The organism is Nocardioides agariphilus (assembly GCF_015352445.1).
Classification (GTDB): domain Bacteria; phylum Actinomycetota; class Actinomycetes; order Propionibacteriales; family Nocardioidaceae; genus Nocardioides; species Nocardioides agariphilus.
In genome coordinates this window covers 87,205-105,294 of record NZ_JADKPO010000009.1, presented here as the reverse complement: position 1 = coordinate 105,294, position 18,090 = coordinate 87,205, and the positions used below count along the sequence as shown (strand labels likewise).

At 70.2% G+C, this 18,090-nt stretch carries 19 protein-coding genes; 6 read left to right on the top strand and 13 right to left on the bottom strand.

The window, feature by feature from the left end:
* The first annotated feature begins 18 nt into the window (after nt 1-18).
* The 3 genes from ISU10_RS08685 (at nt 19) to acs (ending at nt 4,855) form a co-directional block, all read left to right on the top strand.
* Nucleotides 19-1,395 carry a hypothetical protein gene (locus tag ISU10_RS08685; RefSeq protein WP_194695984.1) on the top strand — a complete coding sequence of 459 codons (1,377 nt, stop codon included), beginning with the start codon at nt 19-21 and terminating at the stop codon, nt 1,393-1,395.
* Entirely contained in the window at nt 1,392-2,750 is a 1,359-nt protein-coding gene (locus ISU10_RS23805) for a hypothetical protein (RefSeq protein ID WP_194695983.1), read from the top strand. The genes ISU10_RS08685 and ISU10_RS23805 overlap by 4 nt, the downstream gene beginning before the upstream one ends.
* Nucleotides 2,751-2,860: 110 nt before the next feature.
* Nucleotides 2,861-4,855: an acetate--CoA ligase gene (acs, locus tag ISU10_RS08675; RefSeq protein ID WP_194695982.1), complete on the top strand. Its 1,995-nt coding sequence runs from the start codon at nt 2,861-2,863 to the stop codon at nt 4,853-4,855.
* Nucleotides 4,856-4,864: 9 nt separating this feature from the next.
* Here the strand turns inward: acs and ISU10_RS08670 are convergent, their stop codons facing one another.
* The 3 genes from ISU10_RS08670 to nhaA all read right to left on the bottom strand — a co-directional run bounded on the left by ISU10_RS08670 (nt 4,865) and on the right by nhaA (nt 7,989).
* Nucleotides 4,865-6,166, bottom strand: a complete 1,302-nt coding sequence (locus ISU10_RS08670; RefSeq protein ID WP_194695981.1) for an ArsB/NhaD family transporter — start codon at nt 6,164-6,166, stop codon at nt 4,865-4,867.
* A 92-nt stretch (nt 6,167-6,258) separates the two neighbouring features.
* Nucleotides 6,259-6,783, bottom strand: coding sequence for a CBS domain-containing protein (locus tag ISU10_RS08665; protein WP_194695980.1), 525 nt, complete (start codon nt 6,781-6,783; stop codon nt 6,259-6,261).
* A 24-nt stretch (nt 6,784-6,807) separates the two neighbouring features.
* Entirely contained in the window at nt 6,808-7,989 is a 1,182-nt protein-coding gene (gene nhaA / locus ISU10_RS08660; protein ID WP_370865009.1) for a Na+/H+ antiporter NhaA, read from the bottom strand.
* A gap of 163 nt (nt 7,990-8,152) precedes the next feature.
* On the opposite strand from nhaA, the gene ISU10_RS08655 reads away from it, so the two are divergent.
* Nucleotides 8,153-8,572, top strand: coding sequence for a phage holin family protein (locus ISU10_RS08655; RefSeq protein ID WP_194695978.1), 420 nt, complete (start codon nt 8,153-8,155; stop codon nt 8,570-8,572).
* Between the two features lie 161 nt (nt 8,573-8,733).
* On the opposite strand, the gene ISU10_RS08650 is transcribed toward ISU10_RS08655, so the two are convergent.
* The 4 genes from ISU10_RS08650 to nth are packed head-to-tail and all read right to left on the bottom strand — an operon-like array spanning nt 8,734 to nt 11,973.
* Nucleotides 8,734-9,909, bottom strand: coding sequence for a MarP family serine protease (locus ISU10_RS08650; RefSeq protein ID WP_194695977.1), 1,176 nt, complete (start codon nt 9,907-9,909; stop codon nt 8,734-8,736).
* Nucleotides 9,909-10,625: an NUDIX hydrolase gene (locus tag ISU10_RS08645; protein WP_370865006.1), complete on the bottom strand. Its 717-nt coding sequence runs from the start codon at nt 10,623-10,625 to the stop codon at nt 9,909-9,911. The genes ISU10_RS08650 and ISU10_RS08645 overlap by 1 nt, the downstream gene beginning before the upstream one ends.
* Nucleotides 10,622-11,233: a TlpA family protein disulfide reductase gene (locus tag ISU10_RS08640; protein WP_194695976.1), complete on the bottom strand. Its 612-nt coding sequence runs from the start codon at nt 11,231-11,233 to the stop codon at nt 10,622-10,624. The genes ISU10_RS08645 and ISU10_RS08640 overlap by 4 nt, the downstream gene beginning before the upstream one ends.
* Complete coding sequence (nth, locus tag ISU10_RS08635) at nt 11,230-11,973, bottom strand: endonuclease III (protein ID WP_194695975.1); 744 nt, start codon at nt 11,971-11,973, stop codon at nt 11,230-11,232. The genes ISU10_RS08640 and nth overlap by 4 nt, the downstream gene beginning before the upstream one ends.
* A gap of 158 nt (nt 11,974-12,131) precedes the next feature.
* Here nth and ISU10_RS08630 point away from each other — a divergent pair, with 158 nt between their 5' ends.
* Complete coding sequence (locus tag ISU10_RS08630; protein WP_194695974.1) at nt 12,132-12,809, top strand: Crp/Fnr family transcriptional regulator; 678 nt, start codon at nt 12,132-12,134, stop codon at nt 12,807-12,809.
* A gap of 81 nt (nt 12,810-12,890) precedes the next feature.
* Here the strand turns inward: ISU10_RS08630 and ISU10_RS08625 are convergent, their stop codons facing one another.
* Genes ISU10_RS08625 through sp36 form a run of 4 tightly spaced genes read right to left on the bottom strand, consistent with a single transcriptional unit; the run spans nt 12,891 to nt 15,168 of the window.
* Nucleotides 12,891-13,691 carry an MBL fold metallo-hydrolase gene (locus tag ISU10_RS08625; protein WP_370865005.1) on the bottom strand — a complete coding sequence of 267 codons (801 nt, stop codon included), beginning with the start codon at nt 13,689-13,691 and terminating at the stop codon, nt 12,891-12,893.
* Complete coding sequence (locus ISU10_RS08620; protein WP_194695973.1) at nt 13,688-14,548, bottom strand: NUDIX hydrolase; 861 nt, start codon at nt 14,546-14,548, stop codon at nt 13,688-13,690. The genes ISU10_RS08625 and ISU10_RS08620 overlap by 4 nt, the downstream gene beginning before the upstream one ends.
* Entirely contained in the window at nt 14,548-15,006 is a 459-nt protein-coding gene (locus tag ISU10_RS08615; RefSeq protein WP_194695972.1) for a RidA family protein, read from the bottom strand. The genes ISU10_RS08620 and ISU10_RS08615 overlap by 1 nt, the downstream gene beginning before the upstream one ends.
* Nucleotides 15,007-15,009: 3 nt before the next feature.
* Nucleotides 15,010-15,168 carry a Sp36 family protein gene (sp36, locus tag ISU10_RS08610; RefSeq protein ID WP_180935256.1) on the bottom strand — a complete coding sequence of 53 codons (159 nt, stop codon included), beginning with the start codon at nt 15,166-15,168 and terminating at the stop codon, nt 15,010-15,012.
* Nucleotides 15,169-15,378: 210 nt separating this feature from the next.
* Here sp36 and ISU10_RS08605 point away from each other — a divergent pair, with 210 nt between their 5' ends.
* Nucleotides 15,379-16,725: an MFS transporter gene (locus ISU10_RS08605; RefSeq protein ID WP_228500238.1), complete on the top strand. Its 1,347-nt coding sequence runs from the start codon at nt 15,379-15,381 to the stop codon at nt 16,723-16,725.
* A gap of 61 nt (nt 16,726-16,786) precedes the next feature.
* Here ISU10_RS08605 and ISU10_RS08600 read toward each other — a convergent pair whose 3' ends face one another.
* Both ISU10_RS08600 and ISU10_RS08595 read right to left on the bottom strand, forming a co-directional pair.
* Nucleotides 16,787-17,446 carry a dihydrofolate reductase family protein gene (locus tag ISU10_RS08600; RefSeq protein WP_228500182.1) on the bottom strand — a complete coding sequence of 220 codons (660 nt, stop codon included), beginning with the start codon at nt 17,444-17,446 and terminating at the stop codon, nt 16,787-16,789.
* A gap of 10 nt (nt 17,447-17,456) precedes the next feature.
* Nucleotides 17,457-18,086, bottom strand: a complete 630-nt coding sequence (locus ISU10_RS08595; RefSeq protein ID WP_194695970.1) for a DUF1345 domain-containing protein — start codon at nt 18,084-18,086, stop codon at nt 17,457-17,459.
* Nucleotides 18,087-18,090: the final 4 nt, after the last annotated feature.

The following is an 18,090-nucleotide window of genomic DNA, read 5'->3' as shown; positions in this document are numbered from 1 at the left end:
GGCTGCGAAGGTTGACCCGTGCAACCGTCAGCGAACAAACCCGCCGTACGACGCGTCGTACCGGTCGTGAAGCCGCTCACCGCCAAGCAGATGTCGGGCGCAATCTCGGGCGCCCTCCTCGCCGCCACCGCTGTGCTGGTCCCGTCCGCTGCTGTCGCAGTCGATACCTGTCACGGTCAGGCAGCCACGATCTCGCCCGACTCCAACGGTCGTCTCACCGGGACGCCCGGGCCTGACGTCATCGTCGCGTTCGCCGACCAACGCGTGGACGCGGGTGCCGGTGACGACCTCATCTGCGTCGTCGCCTCGACACCCGGCAGCGACGTCGATGCGGGTCCCGGCGACGACACGGTCGACACCACGCGCAGCTTCGTGGCCACCGTGGTGAGCCTGGGCGAGGGGGAGGACACCCTCATCGGCGGGCGCGGTGAGGACGACGTGTACGGCTCGGCGCCCGAGGGCCTCGGCGAGCACGGCATCAACCCGCTCGACACCGAACGCGACGTCATCTCCACGGGCGGCGGCGACGACAAGGTCTTCTCGGGTTCGCTGGGCTCCCCCAACCTCGACAAGCTCACGACAGGCGCGGGCAGCGACCGCATCGACATCGTCGGCCTCGACCACACCCTCGAGCTCGACGCCGGACCGGGCACCAACACCGCGATCGTCACCCTGTCGGCGACCGAGACCACCGCCTGGGTGGTCGACGAGGCCAAGCGCAGCCTGCACTTCGACGAGGCCACCTCGCACTGGAAGGGCGACGTGCAGCGCTGGTACTTCACCCTCGCGGCCGGGTCGACGCCCTCCTCCCTGGTGTTCCTCGGCACCCGCACCGACGAGCAGGCTTTCGTCAGCGGCAAGGGTCTGGTGCCCCACTTCCGGATGGGCGGCGGGAACGACTGGGCCGGGTCCCTGACCACACCTGGCGGCAGCTTCGCGCTCGGTGCGGGCCACGACAGGCTCACGCTCGGCAAGTACGACGACATCAACGTCACCTTCCCGATCGAGGACCTCCGCGTCGACCTCCGCGCCCACCGAGCCCGGTTCGGTCCGATCGAGAGCCCGGTCTGGGGTGTCGAGGAGTTGATCGCCGGCGCCAGCCTGGTCCGCGCCTTCGGCACCGGCGGTGGCGAGAAGATCACGGCCAACGGGTGTGACGTCGCGGTGTGGGGCCGGTCGGGACCCGACCGGTTGGTGCGGGGCCGAGACGTGATCTCGCTGTGTGGCGGAGACGTCAACAGCCGCATCTACGGCGGGCGCGGCAACGACATCCTGTGGGGCTCTCAGATCACCGACGACCTGCTGGTCGGCGGTCCGGGCTTCGACAGGGCGCGGGGCATGAGCGGCACCGACACCTGCTACACCGAGGTAGCGCGCGGCTGCGAGCTGCCGTGAAGCGGCACCGTCGTACGACGCGTCGCACGGGCATGGGGAAGCTCGCGGCCGCAGCAGGGCTGGGTGCGTTGGTCGTCGTCGGCCTGGTGGGGGCGCCGACGCCGGCTGGTGCAGTGGAGACCTGCCACGGTCAGCCGGCCACCATCGGGCCGACCGGTGACGAGGTGGTGACCGGGACGCCCGGACCCGACGTCATCGTCGTCCAGGCAGCGGCCTACGAATTGGCGCCCGAGGGCACGAGGTTCGTCCAGGCCGGCGACGGCGACGACCTCATCTGTGTGCTGGGCGGCACCACCTACGTCGATGCGGGACCGGGCGACGACACGCTCGACGCCTCCGCGGTCACGGACCGCGTCGTGACCACGCTCGGACTGGGTGACGACCACTTCGTCGGCGGCCCGGGCAACGACGTGGTGGACGACGGCCCGTCCCCCTCTCAGGGTGCCGACTTCGAGGCCCAGGACGGCACCGATGTCATCGACTCGCGAGGGGGCGACGACAACATCGACTTGAGCGAGTTCGGAGAACCTCGTCCCGACATCGTCGACTCCGGCCCAGGCTCCGACGCCATCAACCTGCACGGTTTCGACCTCGGCACCATGCTCGACTTCGGCACCGGCCCACGAGACTCTCTGTGGTTCAGGGACGGCAGCGCACCCACATCCGAGATCTGGCGGGTCGACAATCACACGCGCACGCTGACGCGGGGCGACGTCTCGTGGACCTGGAACGGGCACATCGACTGGTACGTGTTCAACCTCCGCTCAGATCCGGCTCCGGCGCGCCTGACGTTCGTCGGCAGTGATCGTGACGAGCTGCTGAGCCTCGAGATGCCCCCCGGCCGCACGTTCCCGGTCACGGCGCGCATGGGCGGCGGCGACGACCTCCTCGAGGGGAGCTGGGGCGACCAGCCCTCACAGCTCACCCTGCTCGGCGGGCACGGTGAGGACCGGCTGGCCTTCAGCCCGGGGGTTGCCCGCGTGCACCTCGACCTCCTGCGGGGACGGGTCGACTACGGGTCCGACGGCGGGCACGGGATCGTGGCGAGCTTCGAGGACGTCCAGATGGAAGCTCGACACATCCGGATCCGTGGCAGCCGATCCTCGGAGACCTTCACGATCAACGCCTGCACCGGCGGCGTCGCGGCCGGGCCCGGCAACGACAAGATCGTCCTGCGCTCCTACGGCACCTGCGACGTCCGCCACTACTGGGCCTACGGCGGCAGCGGCAACGACCGGATCAACTCCGCCAGGTCCGACGACCTGCTGGTGGGCGGTCTGGGCTTCGACAGGGTCAACGGCCGGGGCGGCTTCGACACCTGCCGGGCGGAGGTCGTCCGTCTCTGCGAACGCTGAGGCAACCTCGCGACAACCACCGGGTCATACGGTGCACCTGACCTGACGCACCGCTCGCACTGCCGGTAGGTTCCGACCGAGGACCTGAGCGACCCCAGGAAGGCCCAGCAATGAGCGACCAGACCTTGTCCAATCTGCTCCAGGAGAACCGCCGGTTCGAGCCGCCCGCCGACCTCGCGGCCGACGCCAACGTCAAGGAGGAGGCCTACGCTCGCTCAGACGCCGACCGCGAGGCATTCTGGGCCGAGCAGGCCGAGCGCCTCGACTGGGACCAGAAGTGGGACCGGGTTCTCGACTGGGACAACCCGCCGTTCGCCAAGTGGTTCGTGGGCGGTCGCATCAACGCGGCCTACAACTGCGTCGACCGCCACGTGCTCGCGGGCCGGGGCGACAAGGTGGCCATCCACTGGGTCGGTGAGCCTGCCAACGACACCCGCACGATCACCTACGCCGACCTGCTGGGCATGGTCAGTCAGGCGGCCAACACGCTGACCGACCTCGGCGTGCAGAAGGGCGACCGCGTCGCGATCTACCTGCCGATGATCCCCGAGGTCGTCGTCGCGATGCTCGCCTGCGCGCGCATCGGCGCACCCCACACGGTGGTCTTCGGCGGGTTCTCCGCCGACGCGCTTGCCAACCGGGTCGCCGACTGCGAGGCGAAGGTCATCATCACCGCCGACGGCGGCTACCGCCGCGGGGCGGTGTCAGCGCTCAAGCCGGCCGTCGACGAGGCGGTCGCCAAGGCCGCCGAGCTGGGCCAGCGGGTCGACAAGGTGCTGGTGGTCCGGCGTACGGGCCAGGAGGTCGACTGGGACGACAGCCGCGACGTCTGGTGGCACGACAGCGTCGAGCAGGCCTCCACGGAGCACGACTGCGAGTTCTTCGACTCCGAGCACCCGCTCTACGTCATGTACACCTCGGGCACGACGGGCAAGCCCAAGGGCATCCTGCACACGACGGGGGGCTACCTCGTCGGCACGTCCTACACGCACTGGGCGGTCTTCGACCTCAAGGCCGACACCGACGTCTACTGGTGCACCGCCGACGTCGGCTGGGTGACCGGCCACAGCTACATGGTCTACGGGCCGCTGTCCAACGCGGTGACGCAGGTCGTCTACGAGGGCACTCCCGACTCCCCGCACAAGGGCCGCTGGTGGGAGATCATCCAGGACTACGGCGTGACGATCTTCTACACCGCCCCGACCGCGATCCGGACGTTCATGAAGTGGGGCTCCGACATCCCGGCGAAGTTCGACCTGTCGTCTGTGCGGGTGCTCGGCTCGGTCGGTGAGCCGATCAACCCCGAGGCCTACGTCTGGTACCGCGAGACGATCGGTGGCTCGAGAGTCCCGGTCGTCGACACCTGGTGGCAGACCGAGACCGGCCAGATCATGATCAGCCCCTTGCCCGGCGTCACCCACGGCAAGCCCGGCTCCGCGATGCGCCCGCTGCCGGGTGTCGGCGCCGAGGTCGTCAACGACGACGGCGAGCCCGTGCCCAACGGGTCGGGCGGCTTCTTGGTGCTCACCAAGCCGTGGCCCGCCATGCTGCGCACGCTGTGGGGCGACGACGAGCGGTTCAAGGAGACGTACTGGGCGCGGTTCGCCGACCAGGGCTTCTACTTCGCCGGCGACGGCGCCAAGAAGGACGACGACGGCGACCTGTGGCTGCTCGGCCGCGTCGACGACGTCATGAACGTCTCGGGCCACCGCCTCTCCACCACCGAGATCGAGTCGGCGCTGGTGTCCCACCCCAAGGTCGCCGAGGCGGCCGTGGTCGGCGCGGCCGACGAGATGACCGGGCAGGCCGTGTGCGCGTTCGTGATCTTGCGCGAGTCGGCTCTCGAGGGCGGCGAGGCCGCCCCGGACGAGCTGATCGAGGAGCTGCGCAAGCACGTGCAGAAGGAGATCGGCGCGATCGCCAAGCCCCGCCAGATCATGATCGTCCCCGAGCTGCCCAAGACCCGCTCCGGCAAGATCATGCGCCGACTCCTCAAGGACGTCGCCGAGCATCGCGAGGTCGGCGACGTCACCACCCTCGCCGACTCCACCGTGATGGACCTGATCAAGAAGAAGGAAGGCGCGGGCGCGAGCTCGGAGGAATGACGCCGCAGCTCAGGCCCACACGAAGTAGCGGAGCGCGACGTATGGCACGCACAAGACGATGGTGACGGCCGTGACGACCAGCCCGTACTTGGTGAAGTGCCAGAAGCTGATCGGATGCCCGTTGCGCTTGGCGATGCCGGTGACCACCACGTTGGCGCTGGCGCCGATCGCCGTGGCGTTGCCGCCCAGGTCGGCACCCAGGGCGAGGGACCACCACAACGACTGCTGCTGCGGTGGCAGGCCGGCTGCCGGTCCGACGAGCTCGTGGACCAGCGGCGCCATCGTCGCGACGTAGGGGATGTTGTCGACGATGCCCGACAGCACCGCAGAGCCTCCCAGCAGACCGAGGGCGGCCGGCGCGTAGTTGTCACCGATGCTGTCGGTGAGCGTCTCGGCCAGCTCCCCGATCACGCCCTGGTGCACCAAGGAGCCCACCATGATGAACAGGCCGGCGAAGAAGAGCAGGGTCTCCCACTCGACGTCCTCCAGATAGGTGTGGTGCGGGAGGCCCGAGACCAAGATCGCGGCGCCGGCGCCCAGGAGCGCCACCAGGGAAGGCTCGAGGTGGGTGATCGAGTGGGTGACGAAGCCCAGCAGCACGACCACGAGCACGATCCCGACTCGCACGAGCAGCTTCCGATCGTGGATGGTCTCCCGCGCCTCCAGCCGCATCACCGCCTCGGCGTGCTCGGCGTTGTAGCGCAGGCGGCGTCCCCACAACAGCCAGCACAGTCCGACGAAGACCGCCAGGAGCACCACCACGATCGGCGCCAGGTGGACCAGGAAGTCGTTGAACCCGAGCCCTGCGCGGCTGCCGATGATGATGTTGGGCGGGTCACCGATCAGGGTGGCCGTGCCGCCGATGTTGCTGGACATCACCTCGGCCAGGAGGAAGGGCACGGGATCCAGCGCGAGCCTGTCGCACAGCAGGAGGGTCACCGGCGCGATGAGGAGCACGGTCGTGACGTTGTCGAGCAGGGCCGAGGCGACGGCGGTGATGAGGACCAGGAGCACCATCATCCGAAACGGCCGGCCTCGGGCGCGCTGCGCCGCCCAGATCGCCAGGAACTCGAAGACCCCTGTCTGCCTCAGGACCCCGACGATCACCATCATCCCGAACAGCAGGAAGATGACGTTCCAGTCGATCCCGGTCTCCTCGGAGAAGAAGATCTCGTGCCCCCGGACCGACCCGATCGCGACCATGGCGGCCGCGCCCAGCAACGCCACGAGGGTACGGTTGAACTTCTCGCTGACGATGACGACGTAGGCCGTCGCGAAGACCAGCAGCGCGAGCCAGGCGGTCAGGGACATCGATCACTTCCGGCGTCGGGGACAACAACCGCCGACCAGACTTCCCGGCACACCTGGACGCCACCGTACATGTGCCGGCACCGGGCGACGCGTCAGGAGGACCCGCCCTTGTCCAGGACGTCTCGTGCGAGACGTTCACGCACCAGCGGACTGTCCTGGCCGGCCGCCGTGGCGATGGCGGCCAGCACCCGGCTCAAGGTGATGACGCCGTGGAAGGAACCCTCACGGTCGACGACGAGGATCACCGGGGTGCGCGCGGTGTCCATGGCACTGGCGATCTCGATCAGGGTGTCCTCGGGCAGGACGGACGGCGGCTTGGTACCGGTCAGCCGCTTGGCCTCGAGCAGCTCCCCGAGGGTGGCTCGGTTCAGGGCGCCGCACAGCTCGTCGGCGCCGGCCTCGTCGTAGGCATGCGCCAGGTTCGGCTCGTCGCGGACGTACTGTGGCAGCACCACGCTGAGGATCTGGCTGCCAGGGACGACCGCGATCGGCACGCCGTCCTCGCCCGCGACCACCAGGCCCGACAGGCGGTACTCCGCGATGACCCGGGCGGCCTCGGCGCCGGTCGTGTCGCGCCGGACCATCGGCACCTGCTCGGCGAGCTGCGCGGCTCTCATGCGCCCAGGGTGCCACGCGTCCATCTACGGAGTCGCGTGGAACCTGTCCCGGTGCCCGAGCACCAGGACGCCGAGCACCGCGGACCCCACCGACCCAGCAAGCACCGCGGCCTTGGCCGCATCGCGTTCGGGGCCTGAGAAAGCGAGGTCCGAGACGAGCAGCGAGACGGTGAAGCCGATACCGGCCAGCAGGGCGACGCCGACGACGTCGCGCCACCCGATGGACGGGTCGAGGCTCGCGTGGGTGAAGCGGGCGACGGTCCACCCGCCGAGCAGGACGCCGGCCGGCTTGCCGACCACCAGCCCCACGACCACGCCGATCACCACCGGGTCGCGTACGAGGTCACCACCGCCGGAGAGCACCACGCCGGCCGACACCAAGGCGAAGAAGGGTACGGCGATCCCGGAGGAGACGGGCGAGAGCAGGTGCTCGACTCGCTCGGCGGGGCTGACCTCCTCGGCCGCGTCGCGACGTACGCGCATCAGCAGTCCGAGCGCGACACCGGCGATCGTCGCGTGCACACCGCACTCGTGCACCGCCCACCAGGCCAACATCGCCAGGGGCACGTAGAGCACCGGCGTGGAGACTCGCAGTCGCTGCAGCACGGCCCAGAGCACGAGCGTGGCGACCGCGACCGCAAGCCAGGCCAGGTCGAGCGAGTCGGTGAAGAAGACCGCGATGATCGCGATCACGATCAGGTCGTCGACGACCGCCAGCGTGAGCAGGAACGCCCGCAGGGCGGTCGGCAGGTTGGATCCCACCACCGCCAGCACGGCCAGCGCGAAAGCGATGTCGGTGGCCGCCGGCACGGCCCACCCCTCCATAGCCCCGCCGTTCGCGTTGATCGCGAGGTAGAGCAGCGCGGGTACGGCGACCCCGCAGACAGCTGCTGCTACGGGTACTGCCGCGTCGGCCGGACGCCGCAAGGACCCCACGACCAGCTCGCGCTTGAGCTCGAGCCCGGCGACGAAGAAGAACAGCGTCAGCGCGCCGTCGGCCGCCCAGTGCTCCACGTCCAGCGGCCCGAGCTCCCAGTGGCGCAGGTCCTGGTAGGAGCCGCCCCACGCCGAGTTGGCCCAGACGATCCCCACCACCGCCGCGGCCAGGGCGAGTGCGCCGCCGACGGTCTCCTTGCGGAACAGGTCACCGAGATAGCTGGCCTCTCGCTCGTCGGGCTCCGGGAAGATCCGGCGTACGAACGACACGAAGGGTCCTCTCGTCAGCTCAACGCCGCCACCCGACGACGTGCCGACCAGGCTTCCCGGCTCACCGACGGCAAGCCTAGACCGTCCACCCGGACGGGTGCGCCTGCGCGAAGTCGCCCGGAGTAGGGTCGCTTCCGACCGCGACGACCAGGGGGTGGAGGTCATGGCCATCGAGCCGCTGAAGGACGAGCCGACCATCGGACGTCTGGTCTCCGACGCGAGCCGTGACATCTCCTCGTTGCTGCAGAAGGAGATCCAGCTCGCCAAGAGCGAGATCAAGGTCAGCGTGCGCAACGGCGGCCTCGGCGCCGGGCTGTTCGCGGGTGCGGCGTTCTTCGCGGTGATGGCGCTGATCATGTTCTCGGTCGGGCTGGCCTACCTGATCCACTGGAACGGCAGCGGGCTCGACCTGCACTGGGCCTTCTTGAGCGTGTTCGTGTTCTACCTGCTGATCGCGGCGCTGCTGGCCTACGTCGGCTACCGCAAGGTCCGCAAGGTGCGCCCGCCTGACAAAGCCATCGCCGAAGCCCAGAACATCAAGCAGGCCCTCACCAAGCGAGGCGGCGAGCCGATCGATGGTTGAGGAGGGCGCGCTAGCGCCCGTCTCGAAACCCCATCGGTGGTTGAGGAGGGCGCGCTAGCGCCCGTCTCGAAACCCGGTGACTGACAAGCGCACCTCGATCCGAGTCGACGCTCCACGACCTGGCGCCTGACCGACCCTTCGCAAGCTCAGGGTCGCGGCGCTCACGCCGCGCAGTCCCGGGTGTCGACGGCCTTGGAGCCGGCGACGCCCAGGGTGGCGGCCTGGCCGACCTGCTCGGCGGTCAGCGCGTAGCCGGTCTCGGAGTCGGTCAGGGACGCGGCGAACACCACGCCCACGACCTCGCCCGCCGACGACACGACCGGACCCCCTGAGTTGCCGGGTCGGACGATGCCGCGCAGGGAGAGCACGTCCCTGATCACCGCACCGTCGCCGTAGATGTTGGGCGATCGCAGCCGCTGCTGGGATCGCACGCGGCCTGGCTGCACGTCGTAGGGGCCGTCCTCGGGGAAGCCCAAGATGGCCACGCCGTCACGAGGCGAGACCTCGGTGTCGAAGGGCAGGGTCGGCAGCTGGCCCGACTCGACGGCGAGCACGGCCACGTCGACGTTGGGGTCGTAGTAGACGACGGTGGCCTCGACGGCGTTGCCATCGATCTCGACCGATGGCTCGGAGACTCCGGCCACGACGTGGGCGTTGGTCATCACCCGGTCGGGGGCGTAGAGGAAGCCCGAACCCTCGATCCCGCGACCGCAGCGGTTGGCGCCGTGGATCTTGACCACCGACTGCTCCGCGCGCAGGACGTCGGGGTCGGTCAGCAGCCGCTTGGGGCCTGGGCCGACCGGCACGATCCGCTCGGGCGCGAAGGGCTCGAGGTAGCGCGGGAAGAACGTCGTGCCGACGACGTTGTTGAACGCCTTGAGCAGGTTGTCAGCTCCCGAGGGAAGTGCCTGGTCGACCTTGCTGAGGATCAGCGACTCGCGAACCATCGGGGTGATGCCGCTGATGCCCGAGCCCGCGATCGCAACTCCGAGCGCCCACGACACCAGCAGCACCGCAGCCCCGCTGAGCACCGCGCCGCCGGCCGCGTCGACGGCTCGGAACGGCTGCCAGCGGATGTTCTCGCGCAGCCTGGCGCCGCCATACTGGAAGACGGCCTGTCCGAGCGAGGCGGCGAGGATGACGATGAACAGCGCTCCGAGCGAGACCAGCACGCTGGGGTCGGCGTCTCCCAGCGCCAACGGCGCCAGCCACACGCCCGTGAGCCCGCCGAGCAACAGCCCCGTCGTGGCCATCGCACCGGTCACGAATCCCTGCCAGTAGCCCGACAGCGCGTAGGTCAGCACCAGGCCGACCAGCAGCCAGTCGAGCAGGTTCACTAGTGCTCCTGGCTCTCGGGGGGCGGGACGCGTCGGGTCACACCCTGCAGCATGTAGGACGGCAGGTCACGGACCTCGTAGTCGGTCCACGGAGTGGCCCACCCGAGATAGTCGAACAGGCGGGTGATCACCCCGGCCGTGAAGCCCCACAAGATGACGTCGCGATCGGGTCCGATCAGGAACGCCGGACCCATCCAGCCCGAGGGATGCCGCACGTTGATGCGGTGGTCGGGTCGGAGCAGTTCTGCGATCGGCACCAGGTGGATGGCGTGCACCTCGCCGGGGTCGACCACGCTGACGGGCGAGGGGCTGTGCCACCAGCCGAGCACGGGGGTGACCGCGAAGTTGCTCGGCGGCAGCCACAGCTCGGGCAGCTCGCCGAAGACCTCGACACCGGTGGGATCCAGGCCGGTCTCCTCCTCGGCCTCGCGCAACGCGGCCTCGACCGGCGTCTCGCCCGCGTCGATGGACCCTCCGGGAAACGACACCTGACCCGGGTGCGAGCGCATCTGGTGGGACCGCTCGGTCAGCAGCAGCGTTGCGGACTCCGGCCCCTCACCGACCGGGTCGGCGAACAGCATCAGCACCGCACCCCGCCTCGGGTCGGCGTCGTCGGGAGGCAGGAACGCCGACAGCTCGCTCGCCGTGATCGCGGCGGCACCGACACGGACCGGCTCCAGCCAGGCGGGGATCGCTGAGTGCTGATCAGCCGTCACAGGCGCACCCCCAGGTGTTCGTCGACGAGGTCGAGCAGCTCGCGGCGCGAGGTGACCTGCTTGTTGAGGATGAAGGCGACCTTGCCATCGGCATCGATGAGAAGGAGGAAGGGCAGCCCCCTGATCGCAGGCAGCGGGGCTTGGGCGCTGAGGTCGCCGTAGGGGTCGGCGAGGGAGGGGTAGGTCGCGCCGGTGGACTCCATCAAGGAGAGCGCTCCACCCGGCTGGGTGTCGAGGTAGTCGATCCCGAGCACGGGCACCCGGTCGCCGTGAGCGGAGTAGAACGCTTGCAGGACCGGCATCTCGTCGCGGCACGGCTGGCACCAGTAGGCCCAGATGCTGACGAGCATCGGGCCGCGCAGGGAGGAGACGTCGACGTCACGGCCGCCGCCCAGGCACGGCAGGTCGACCGACGGCATCCCGCCGACGACCTTGGGTCCGGGACCGGGCGCACACGGCTCGACCCCGGCTGCTGCCTTGGCCCGCACCAGCTCCGGGGTGCCGACGTCGATGCTGGCCTCAGGGACACCCGCGTCGGCGCACGCAGTCGCCACGAGAAGGACGGCCGCGGCAACCAGCGCGAACGCCGACCGACGGGCCAGGGTCATGCGCGGCCCTCGGTGCGGACGAGCTTGGCGGCGCTGACCGGGTCGGTCGGTCCCTCGCCGTAGGCGGGACACCAACGCGCGATCGTGCAGGCGCCGCAGGCGGGCTTGGTGGCGTGGCAGACGCGGCGGCCGTGCCAGATGAGGTGGTGGCTGAGCATCGTCCAGTCGCGCTTGGGAAACAGGGCGCCGACCTCGTGCTCGGCCTTGACGGGGTCGGTCTGAGTGGTCCAGCCGAACCGTCGCGCCAGCCGGCCGAAGTGAGTGTCGACGGTGATGCCCGGGATGCCGAAGGCGTTGCCCAGCACGACGTTGGCGGTCTTGCGCCCGACTCCTGGGAGCTCGACGAGGTCCTTGAGCCGGGGCGGCACCTCGCCGCCATGACGCTCGACGAGCGCTTGGCTGAGCTTGAGCAGCGACTCGGTCTTGGCACGGAAGAAGCCGAGCGGGCCGATGATCGTCTCGAGCCGCTCGCGGTCGGCTCCGGCCATCGCCACCGCGTCGGGGTAGGCCGCGAACAGGGTGGGACGGACCCCGTTGACCCTCTTGTCGGTCGTCTGGGCACTGAGCACGGTGACCACGAGCAGCTCGAAGGGGTTGTCGAAGTCCAGCTCGCACCTGGCGTCGGGATAGGTATCGGCGAGCACCCGGTCGATGCGCCTGGCGCGACGCACCAAAGCGGTGCGCGTCTCACCCGTCGGTGTCTGCTCGGGCGCGACGGGCGCGGGGACCTTGGGCGGCACGGCGTCAGCCTACGGCGGCGTACCGACGGTCCTTTCGCCCCATCTGGTCCGCACGTACCGAAGATCTGGGGAGACTCGACTGCATGTGACCCAGACCACTCGATAGGATTCTGCCCGCAGCCTCGCCCGCGTGGGCGCGGGCGTTCCGAGGAGGACTCGTGGACAACGACGTGGTGCGCCAGGCCCCGCTGTTCAGTGCGCTCGACGACGAGGCAGCGACGGCTCTGCGCGGCTCGATGTCGGAGACCAGGCTGCGCCGCGGCGAGGTGCTCTTCCACGAGGGAGACTCCGGCGACCGCCTCTACATCGTGCTCGACGGCAAGGTGAAGCTCGGCCGCACCTCGAGCGACGGTCGCGAGAACCTGCTGGCGATCCTGGGCCCCGGCCAGATGTTCGGCGAGCTGTCCCTGTTCGACCCCGGTCCGCGCTCGGCGACCGTCACGGCCGTGACCGACACGTCGTTCGCCTCCCTGTCCCACGAGGACCTGCTGCGCTGGCTCGACGGCCGACCGACCGTCGCCCGCGGTCTGCTCGCCCAGATCGCCGGGCGGCTGCGCAAGGCCAACGACGTCAACGCCGACCTGGTCTTCTCCGACGTACCTGGCCGCGTGGCCAAGGCGCTGCTCGACCTCGCCGACCGCTTCGGCCGCACCGCCGACGACGGCGTGCACGTGCACCACGACCTGACCCAAGAAGAGCTCGCCCAGCTGGTGGGCGCCTCCCGCGAGACCGTCAACAAGGCCCTCGCCGACTTCGCCTCCCGCGGCTGGCTGCGCCTGGAGCCCCGCTCCGTGGTGATCATGGAGGTCGACCGCCTCCAGCGCCGCGCCCGCTGAGGCCCTCCAGGGCGCTTGTAACGCGGGGTTCAGTCGACTTCCCCAGCGTCCGGGCCCGTGGTCAGTTGGCCTAACCCCGCGTTACAAGGGGTGGTCGCCCCTGAGGTAGGCCAGCTGAGCGCGTACGGAGAGCTCGGCCGCGCCCCAGAGGACGGGATCTACGTCGGCGTAGACGAGCTCGACCACCCGTCTCGGCAAGGTCTCGGGCTCGCCGGCTCCGAGGGCGGCGACGGCCTCGCGCACCTGTGCGAGCCGCTCGCGCCGGTGCGCGATGTAGTAGTCCAGCGCGGGGAGTGCGGCTGAGATCACCGGCCCGTGTCCCGGCCAGATGGCGGTGATCTCGTGCTCCGAGGCCAGCGCGTGAAGCCGGTCCAGCGAACCGAGGTAGGCGCCGAGCTGGCCGTCGGGATGGGCGACGACCGTCGTACCTCGCCCGAGCACGGTGTCGCCGGTCAGCACCGTACGTTCGGCAGGCAGCACGAAGGACAGCGAGTCGGCCGTGTGACCGGGCGTGGCCACCACGTGCACCTCGAGCCCGTCGACCTCGACGACATCACCGTCGCCGAGACCCTCGGAGCCCCACCGGTACTCAGGGTCCAGGGCGCGTACGCCGCACCCTACCGACTCGGCGAACTCGCGGGCCGCCTCGGAGTGGTCGAGGTGGTGGTGGGTGAGGAGGACGACGGCCACGTCGCCGGCAGCGTCTCGTACCGCATCCAGGTGCGCGGGCAGCGGCGGGCCGGGGTCGACCACGACCGAGCGGGAAGCCCCCGGCTCGCGCAGCACCCAGGTGTTGGTGCCGTCGAGCGTCATCGGGGAGGCGTTGTCGGCCAGCACGCACACGGCCCGCTCGCCGAAAGCTCCCCCGGACCAGGTGCTCACGACAGACGTGCCTCGACGAGCGCGCGTAGCCGGTCGGGGATCGAGAGCGTGGCCGTGTCCCCCGACCCTTCGACCTGGGGCGTGAACATCTCGACCGGCCCGCGGGCCAGGGCCGCGTCGAGCACGTCGCCCGGCGACGCGTGGAGCCCGACCTCGAGGCAGGTCAGGTAGGTGGGCGGCAGCATCAACAGCTGACCGGCATCGACCGCCGCCGCCGCGTCGAGCGCTCCGGTCCAGGTGACAGCCGACGACTCGCTCGACACGTCGCGGGTGGCCTGCCCTGAGGGCAGGGCTGCCACGAAGAACCACGTGCGGTAGCGCCTCGGCTCGAACACCGGTGTCAACCAGCCCGACCAGGCACCCAGCAGGTCGGTGCGCAGCACCAGGCCACGCCGGTCGAGGAAGTCGGTGAAGGACAGCTCTCGGCTCTCCAGCGCGACGCGGTCGGACTCCCACTCCTCGCCGGTGGTGTCGGAGACCACCGAGGTCTCCGAGGGCCCGGCGAGCAGCACCCCCGACTCTTCGAACGTCTCCCGCACCGCGGCGCACACCAACGCACGCGCCGTGGCCTCGTCGGTGCCGAGCCGTTCGGCCCATGCGGTGGGCGACGGTCCTGCCCAGGCAACGGTGTGGTCGAAGTCGCGCGGGTCGACGCCGCCGCCGGGAAAGACGCACATGCCCGCGGCGAACTCCATCGAGGCCTGGCGCCGCAGCAGGTACACCTCGGGACCTGCCGACGTGCCTGGCCTCAACAGCACCACGGTCGCGGCGTTGCGCGGCTCGACCGGGGTCAGCTCGCCCTCGGTGTAGGCCCGTGCCTGCTCGACGAGCGAAGCAGGCAAGGGGATTCGCAACATCAGACCTCGACGACCAGCTCGACCTCGACGGGTACGTCGAGCGGCAGCACCGAGACGCCCACCGCCGAACGCGCGTGCTTCCCGGCCTCGCCGAACACCTCCCCCAGCAGCTCGGAGGCCCCGTTGGCGACCTTCGGCTGGGCGGTGAACTCCGGTGTCGAGGCCACGAACACCACCACCTTGACCACGCGCTTGACCTCGGACAGCTCGCCGATCTCGGCCTTGATCGCCGCGATCGCGTTGAGCGCGCACTGGCGCGCGCATGCGTAGCCCTGCTCCTCGCTGACCGCGTCACCGAGCTTGCCGGTCGCCAGCATCGTGCCGTCGCGCGAGGGCAGCTGTCCGGCCGTGAAGACCAGGTTGCCGCTGCGCGACGTCGGTTGGTACGCCGCCACGGGCGGCGCCACGACGGGTACGGTCAGACCGAGCTCGGCCAGCTTCTCTTCGGGTGTCGTCACGTCTCAGCCCTCCAGGGGACGCTTGAAGTAGCCGACGAGGTTCTCCGGGTTCATCCCCGGCGCGATCTGCACCAGCTCCCAGCCGTCAGCGCCGAAGTTGTCGAGGATCTGCTTCGCGGCGTGCGTCAGGATCGGCGCCGTCAGGTACTCCCACTTGGTCATGGACGAACCCTAACGTCGCCGGCTGCGTTGGTCGCTTGCGCCGCCCATCCGCTGGTTGAGGAAGGCGCGCTAGCGCCTGTCTCGAAACCCGGTGAGGTGAATGGGTTCCCTTCCGGTGGTTTCGAGACGGTTGCTGCGCAACCACCTCGACCACCGATGCTTCGCTTGACCTCAGGTCCGCTTGAACTCCTAGCGTCTCTGGGTGTGACGATGACTCCCGTGCACGACGCGGCGGACCAACGACTGCTGTCGCCGGCGTACGCCGCGACGACGGTCGGCATGTTCGCGTTGTGTGCGTTCGTGGCCTTCGAGGCGACGGCGGTCGTGACGGTGATGCCGACCATCGCCGACGAGCTCGACGGCGTGCGCCTGTTCGCGCTGTCGTTCGCAGCACCGCTGGCCAGCGGCGTCGTCGGCATGGTGGCAGCGGGTGGGTGGAGCGACCGTCGTGGTCCGACGATCCCGCTGGTCGCGGCGTTGGTGCTCTTCGCGACGGGACTGGTCGTCTGCGGGCTGGCACCGAGCATGGAGATGCTGGTCGCCGGCCGCTTCGTCCAGGGTCTGGGCGGTGGCGCACTCACCGTGTGCCTCTACGTCCTGGTGGGGCTGGTCTTCCCGGAGGTGCTCCGGCCTGCGGTGTTCACCAGCTTCGCAGCGGCGTGGATCCTGCCGACCTTGTTCGGCCCGGCTCTCGCGGCCTGGGTGGCGCACACGGTGGGGTGGCGCTGGGTGTTCCTCGGTGTGGTCGCCATGGTGGGCGCCGCCGCAGCCCTGGTCTCGCCCGCGCTGCGCGGCCTCGACGCGCGCGCGACAGGCACCAGGACTCCGCGCTCGAGGCTGGTGTGGGCAGTCGTCGGAGCCGGCGCGGTTCTCGCCCTCGACCTACTCGGCTCGCAAGAGGGTGCCATCGCCGCACTCACGGTGGCTGCGGCCGGCCTCGCACTCGTGGCCCTCGCGCGCCTGAGCCCGCGCGGCGTCCTGGCCCTGCGCCAGGGCCTCCCCGCGGTGATCGCGACCCGTGGGCTGCTGGCCGGCACCTTCTTCTGCGGGGAGACCTACATCATCTTCGTGCTGATGGAGCGCTGGGGACTGAGCGCCGGCCTCGCCGGCCTCGCGCTCACCGGGGTCGGCCTGTCGTGGAACGCCGGCAGCTGGGCACAGTCCAGGCTTGCCCGCACCCTCGGGGACACCACCGCCATGGTGGGCGGCAGCGCGGTGGTGCTGCTCGGGATCGTGGGCCTGACAGCGGCGGTCATCACGCACGTACCCGCGGCGCTGGCCGTGACGACGTACGTCGTGGCCGGCGCCGGCATGGGCCTGGCCTACCCACGCACCAGCGTCGCCACCCTCGCCGAGTCCACCGATGCCGATCGGGGCTTCAACTCCGCCGCCTTGTCGATCGCCGACTCCCTTGGCGCCGCGCTGACGATCGCCGCGTCGGGCGTCGCCTTCGCGGTCGCCACGCGAGCAGACGCCGACCCGTTCGTCGCCGCGCTCACCGTCGGCTGCGTCACCGGCCTGATGGCCGTGGCGGCGTCGGGCCGGACCCGCCGCTGATCCCGATTCGTCAGCGGTCTCTCGGGTACTCGCCGCCGGCCATCTGCTGACGAATCGCGCGTCAGCCCACGACGTCGTACGTCGTGTGGGTCGCCCACTCGGACGGGTGCACCGAGGCGATCCGGAGGTCGACGTCCTTCTCGAAGCCGTCGAAGAGACGCTTGCCCGCACCGAGGATCACCGGCGCCGTCGAGATGACGAGCGTGTCCACCACTCCGGCCAGGAGCGCCTGCCGGATCACGTCGGCACCTCCGCCGATGGAGACGTCCTTGTCGCCCGCGTCGCATCGCGCGGCATAGAGCGCGTGGTCGAAGCCGTCGACGAAGTGGAAGCCGTTGGCCGGGTCGGGCTGGTCCTCGATGCGGTGGGTCAGCACGGTCAGCGTGCCGCCGAAGGGGTTCTTGCCACCCCACGCACCGGCAGCGTCGTACATCCCGCGGCCGACGATGCCGCCGCCGATGTTGGCCACCAGCGGCTCGTAGAACGCCTTGTCGGCCTCGCCCATGTTGACGTCGTGGCCACCGTCGTAGGTCCACGGACCACCCATCACCCAGTAGTGCAGGCGCTCGCCGCCGCGACCCAGGCCGTGCTCGGGACCGTCGTCGGGTCCGGTGACGTAACCGTCCACGGACGTCGTGATCGCCGCAATGACCTTGCCCATCTGCCCATCCTCCTGAAGTCGGTCCCCCACGAACAGACCCGAGCAGGAGGCGTCACTCATCTGTCATCCCTCACCCGGTCGCGATGCCGGCGACCAGGTTGATGGTGCTGGCCAGGACGACGGCGCCGAAGAGATAGGACAGCAGCGTGTGCCGCAGGACGACCGCGCGGATGGCAGCGCTCGACACGGCGGTGTCGGAGACCTGGTAGGTCATCCCGAGGTTGTAGCTGAAGTAGAGGAAGTCGCGGTAGGACGGCGCCTCCTCGGAGTTGAAGTCGATGCCCGAGCCACTCGGCGTGCCGTAGTAGAGGTAGGCGTAGCGCGCGGCGTACATCAGGTGCAGGCTGGCCCAGGCCATGAAGACGCCGGCCAGCGCAAGCGCGGCCACGACGTGTCGATCCTTCGAGTGCACCACCAGCAGCACCACGATCCCGAGCAGACCGGCCAGCGCGACCGCGACGACGAATGGCTCCTCGGCAGCCGGGCGAAGCTCCTCGCGACGCGCGTTGGCGCGGGTCTGCTCGGCATCCATGGGCCAGAGCGCCCACCACCCCAGCAGCACGAACAGGCCGAGGCCGACGACGACGCCGACCATCGTCGCGACGACGACCGACAACGCCACCTGCGCGAGCGCCCCGGCGACGGCACCGACGACGAGCGACGAGAGGAGCCGGACGACCGCGCCGGAGGGCTTGCGCACCGGC

Excerpts from the sequence above, each read along its gene's own strand:
- acs (WP_194695982.1), top strand. The coding sequence starts at position 2,861 with ATGAGCGACCAGACCTTGTCCAATCTGCTCCAGGAGAACCGCCGGTTC.
- ISU10_RS08670 (WP_194695981.1), bottom strand. The coding sequence starts at position 6,166 with ATGTCCCTGACCGCCTGGCTCGCGCTGCTGGTCTTCGCGACGGCCTAC.
- ISU10_RS08665 (WP_194695980.1), bottom strand. The coding sequence starts at position 6,783 with ATGAGAGCCGCGCAGCTCGCCGAGCAGGTGCCGATGGTCCGGCGCGAC.
- ISU10_RS08655 (WP_194695978.1), top strand. The coding sequence starts at position 8,153 with ATGGCCATCGAGCCGCTGAAGGACGAGCCGACCATCGGACGTCTGGTC.
- ISU10_RS08640 (WP_194695976.1), bottom strand. The coding sequence starts at position 11,233 with ATGACCCTGGCCCGTCGGTCGGCGTTCGCGCTGGTTGCCGCGGCCGTC.
- ISU10_RS08620 (WP_194695973.1), bottom strand. The coding sequence starts at position 14,548 with ATGTTGCGAATCCCCTTGCCTGCTTCGCTCGTCGAGCAGGCACGGGCC.
- sp36 (WP_180935256.1), bottom strand. The coding sequence starts at position 15,168 with ATGACCAAGTGGGAGTACCTGACGGCGCCGATCCTGACGCACGCCGCG.
- ISU10_RS08605 (WP_228500238.1), top strand. The coding sequence starts at position 15,379 with ATGACTCCCGTGCACGACGCGGCGGACCAACGACTGCTGTCGCCGGCG.
- ISU10_RS08600 (WP_228500182.1), bottom strand. The coding sequence starts at position 17,446 with ATGAGTGACGCCTCCTGCTCGGGTCTGTTCGTGGGGGACCGACTTCAG.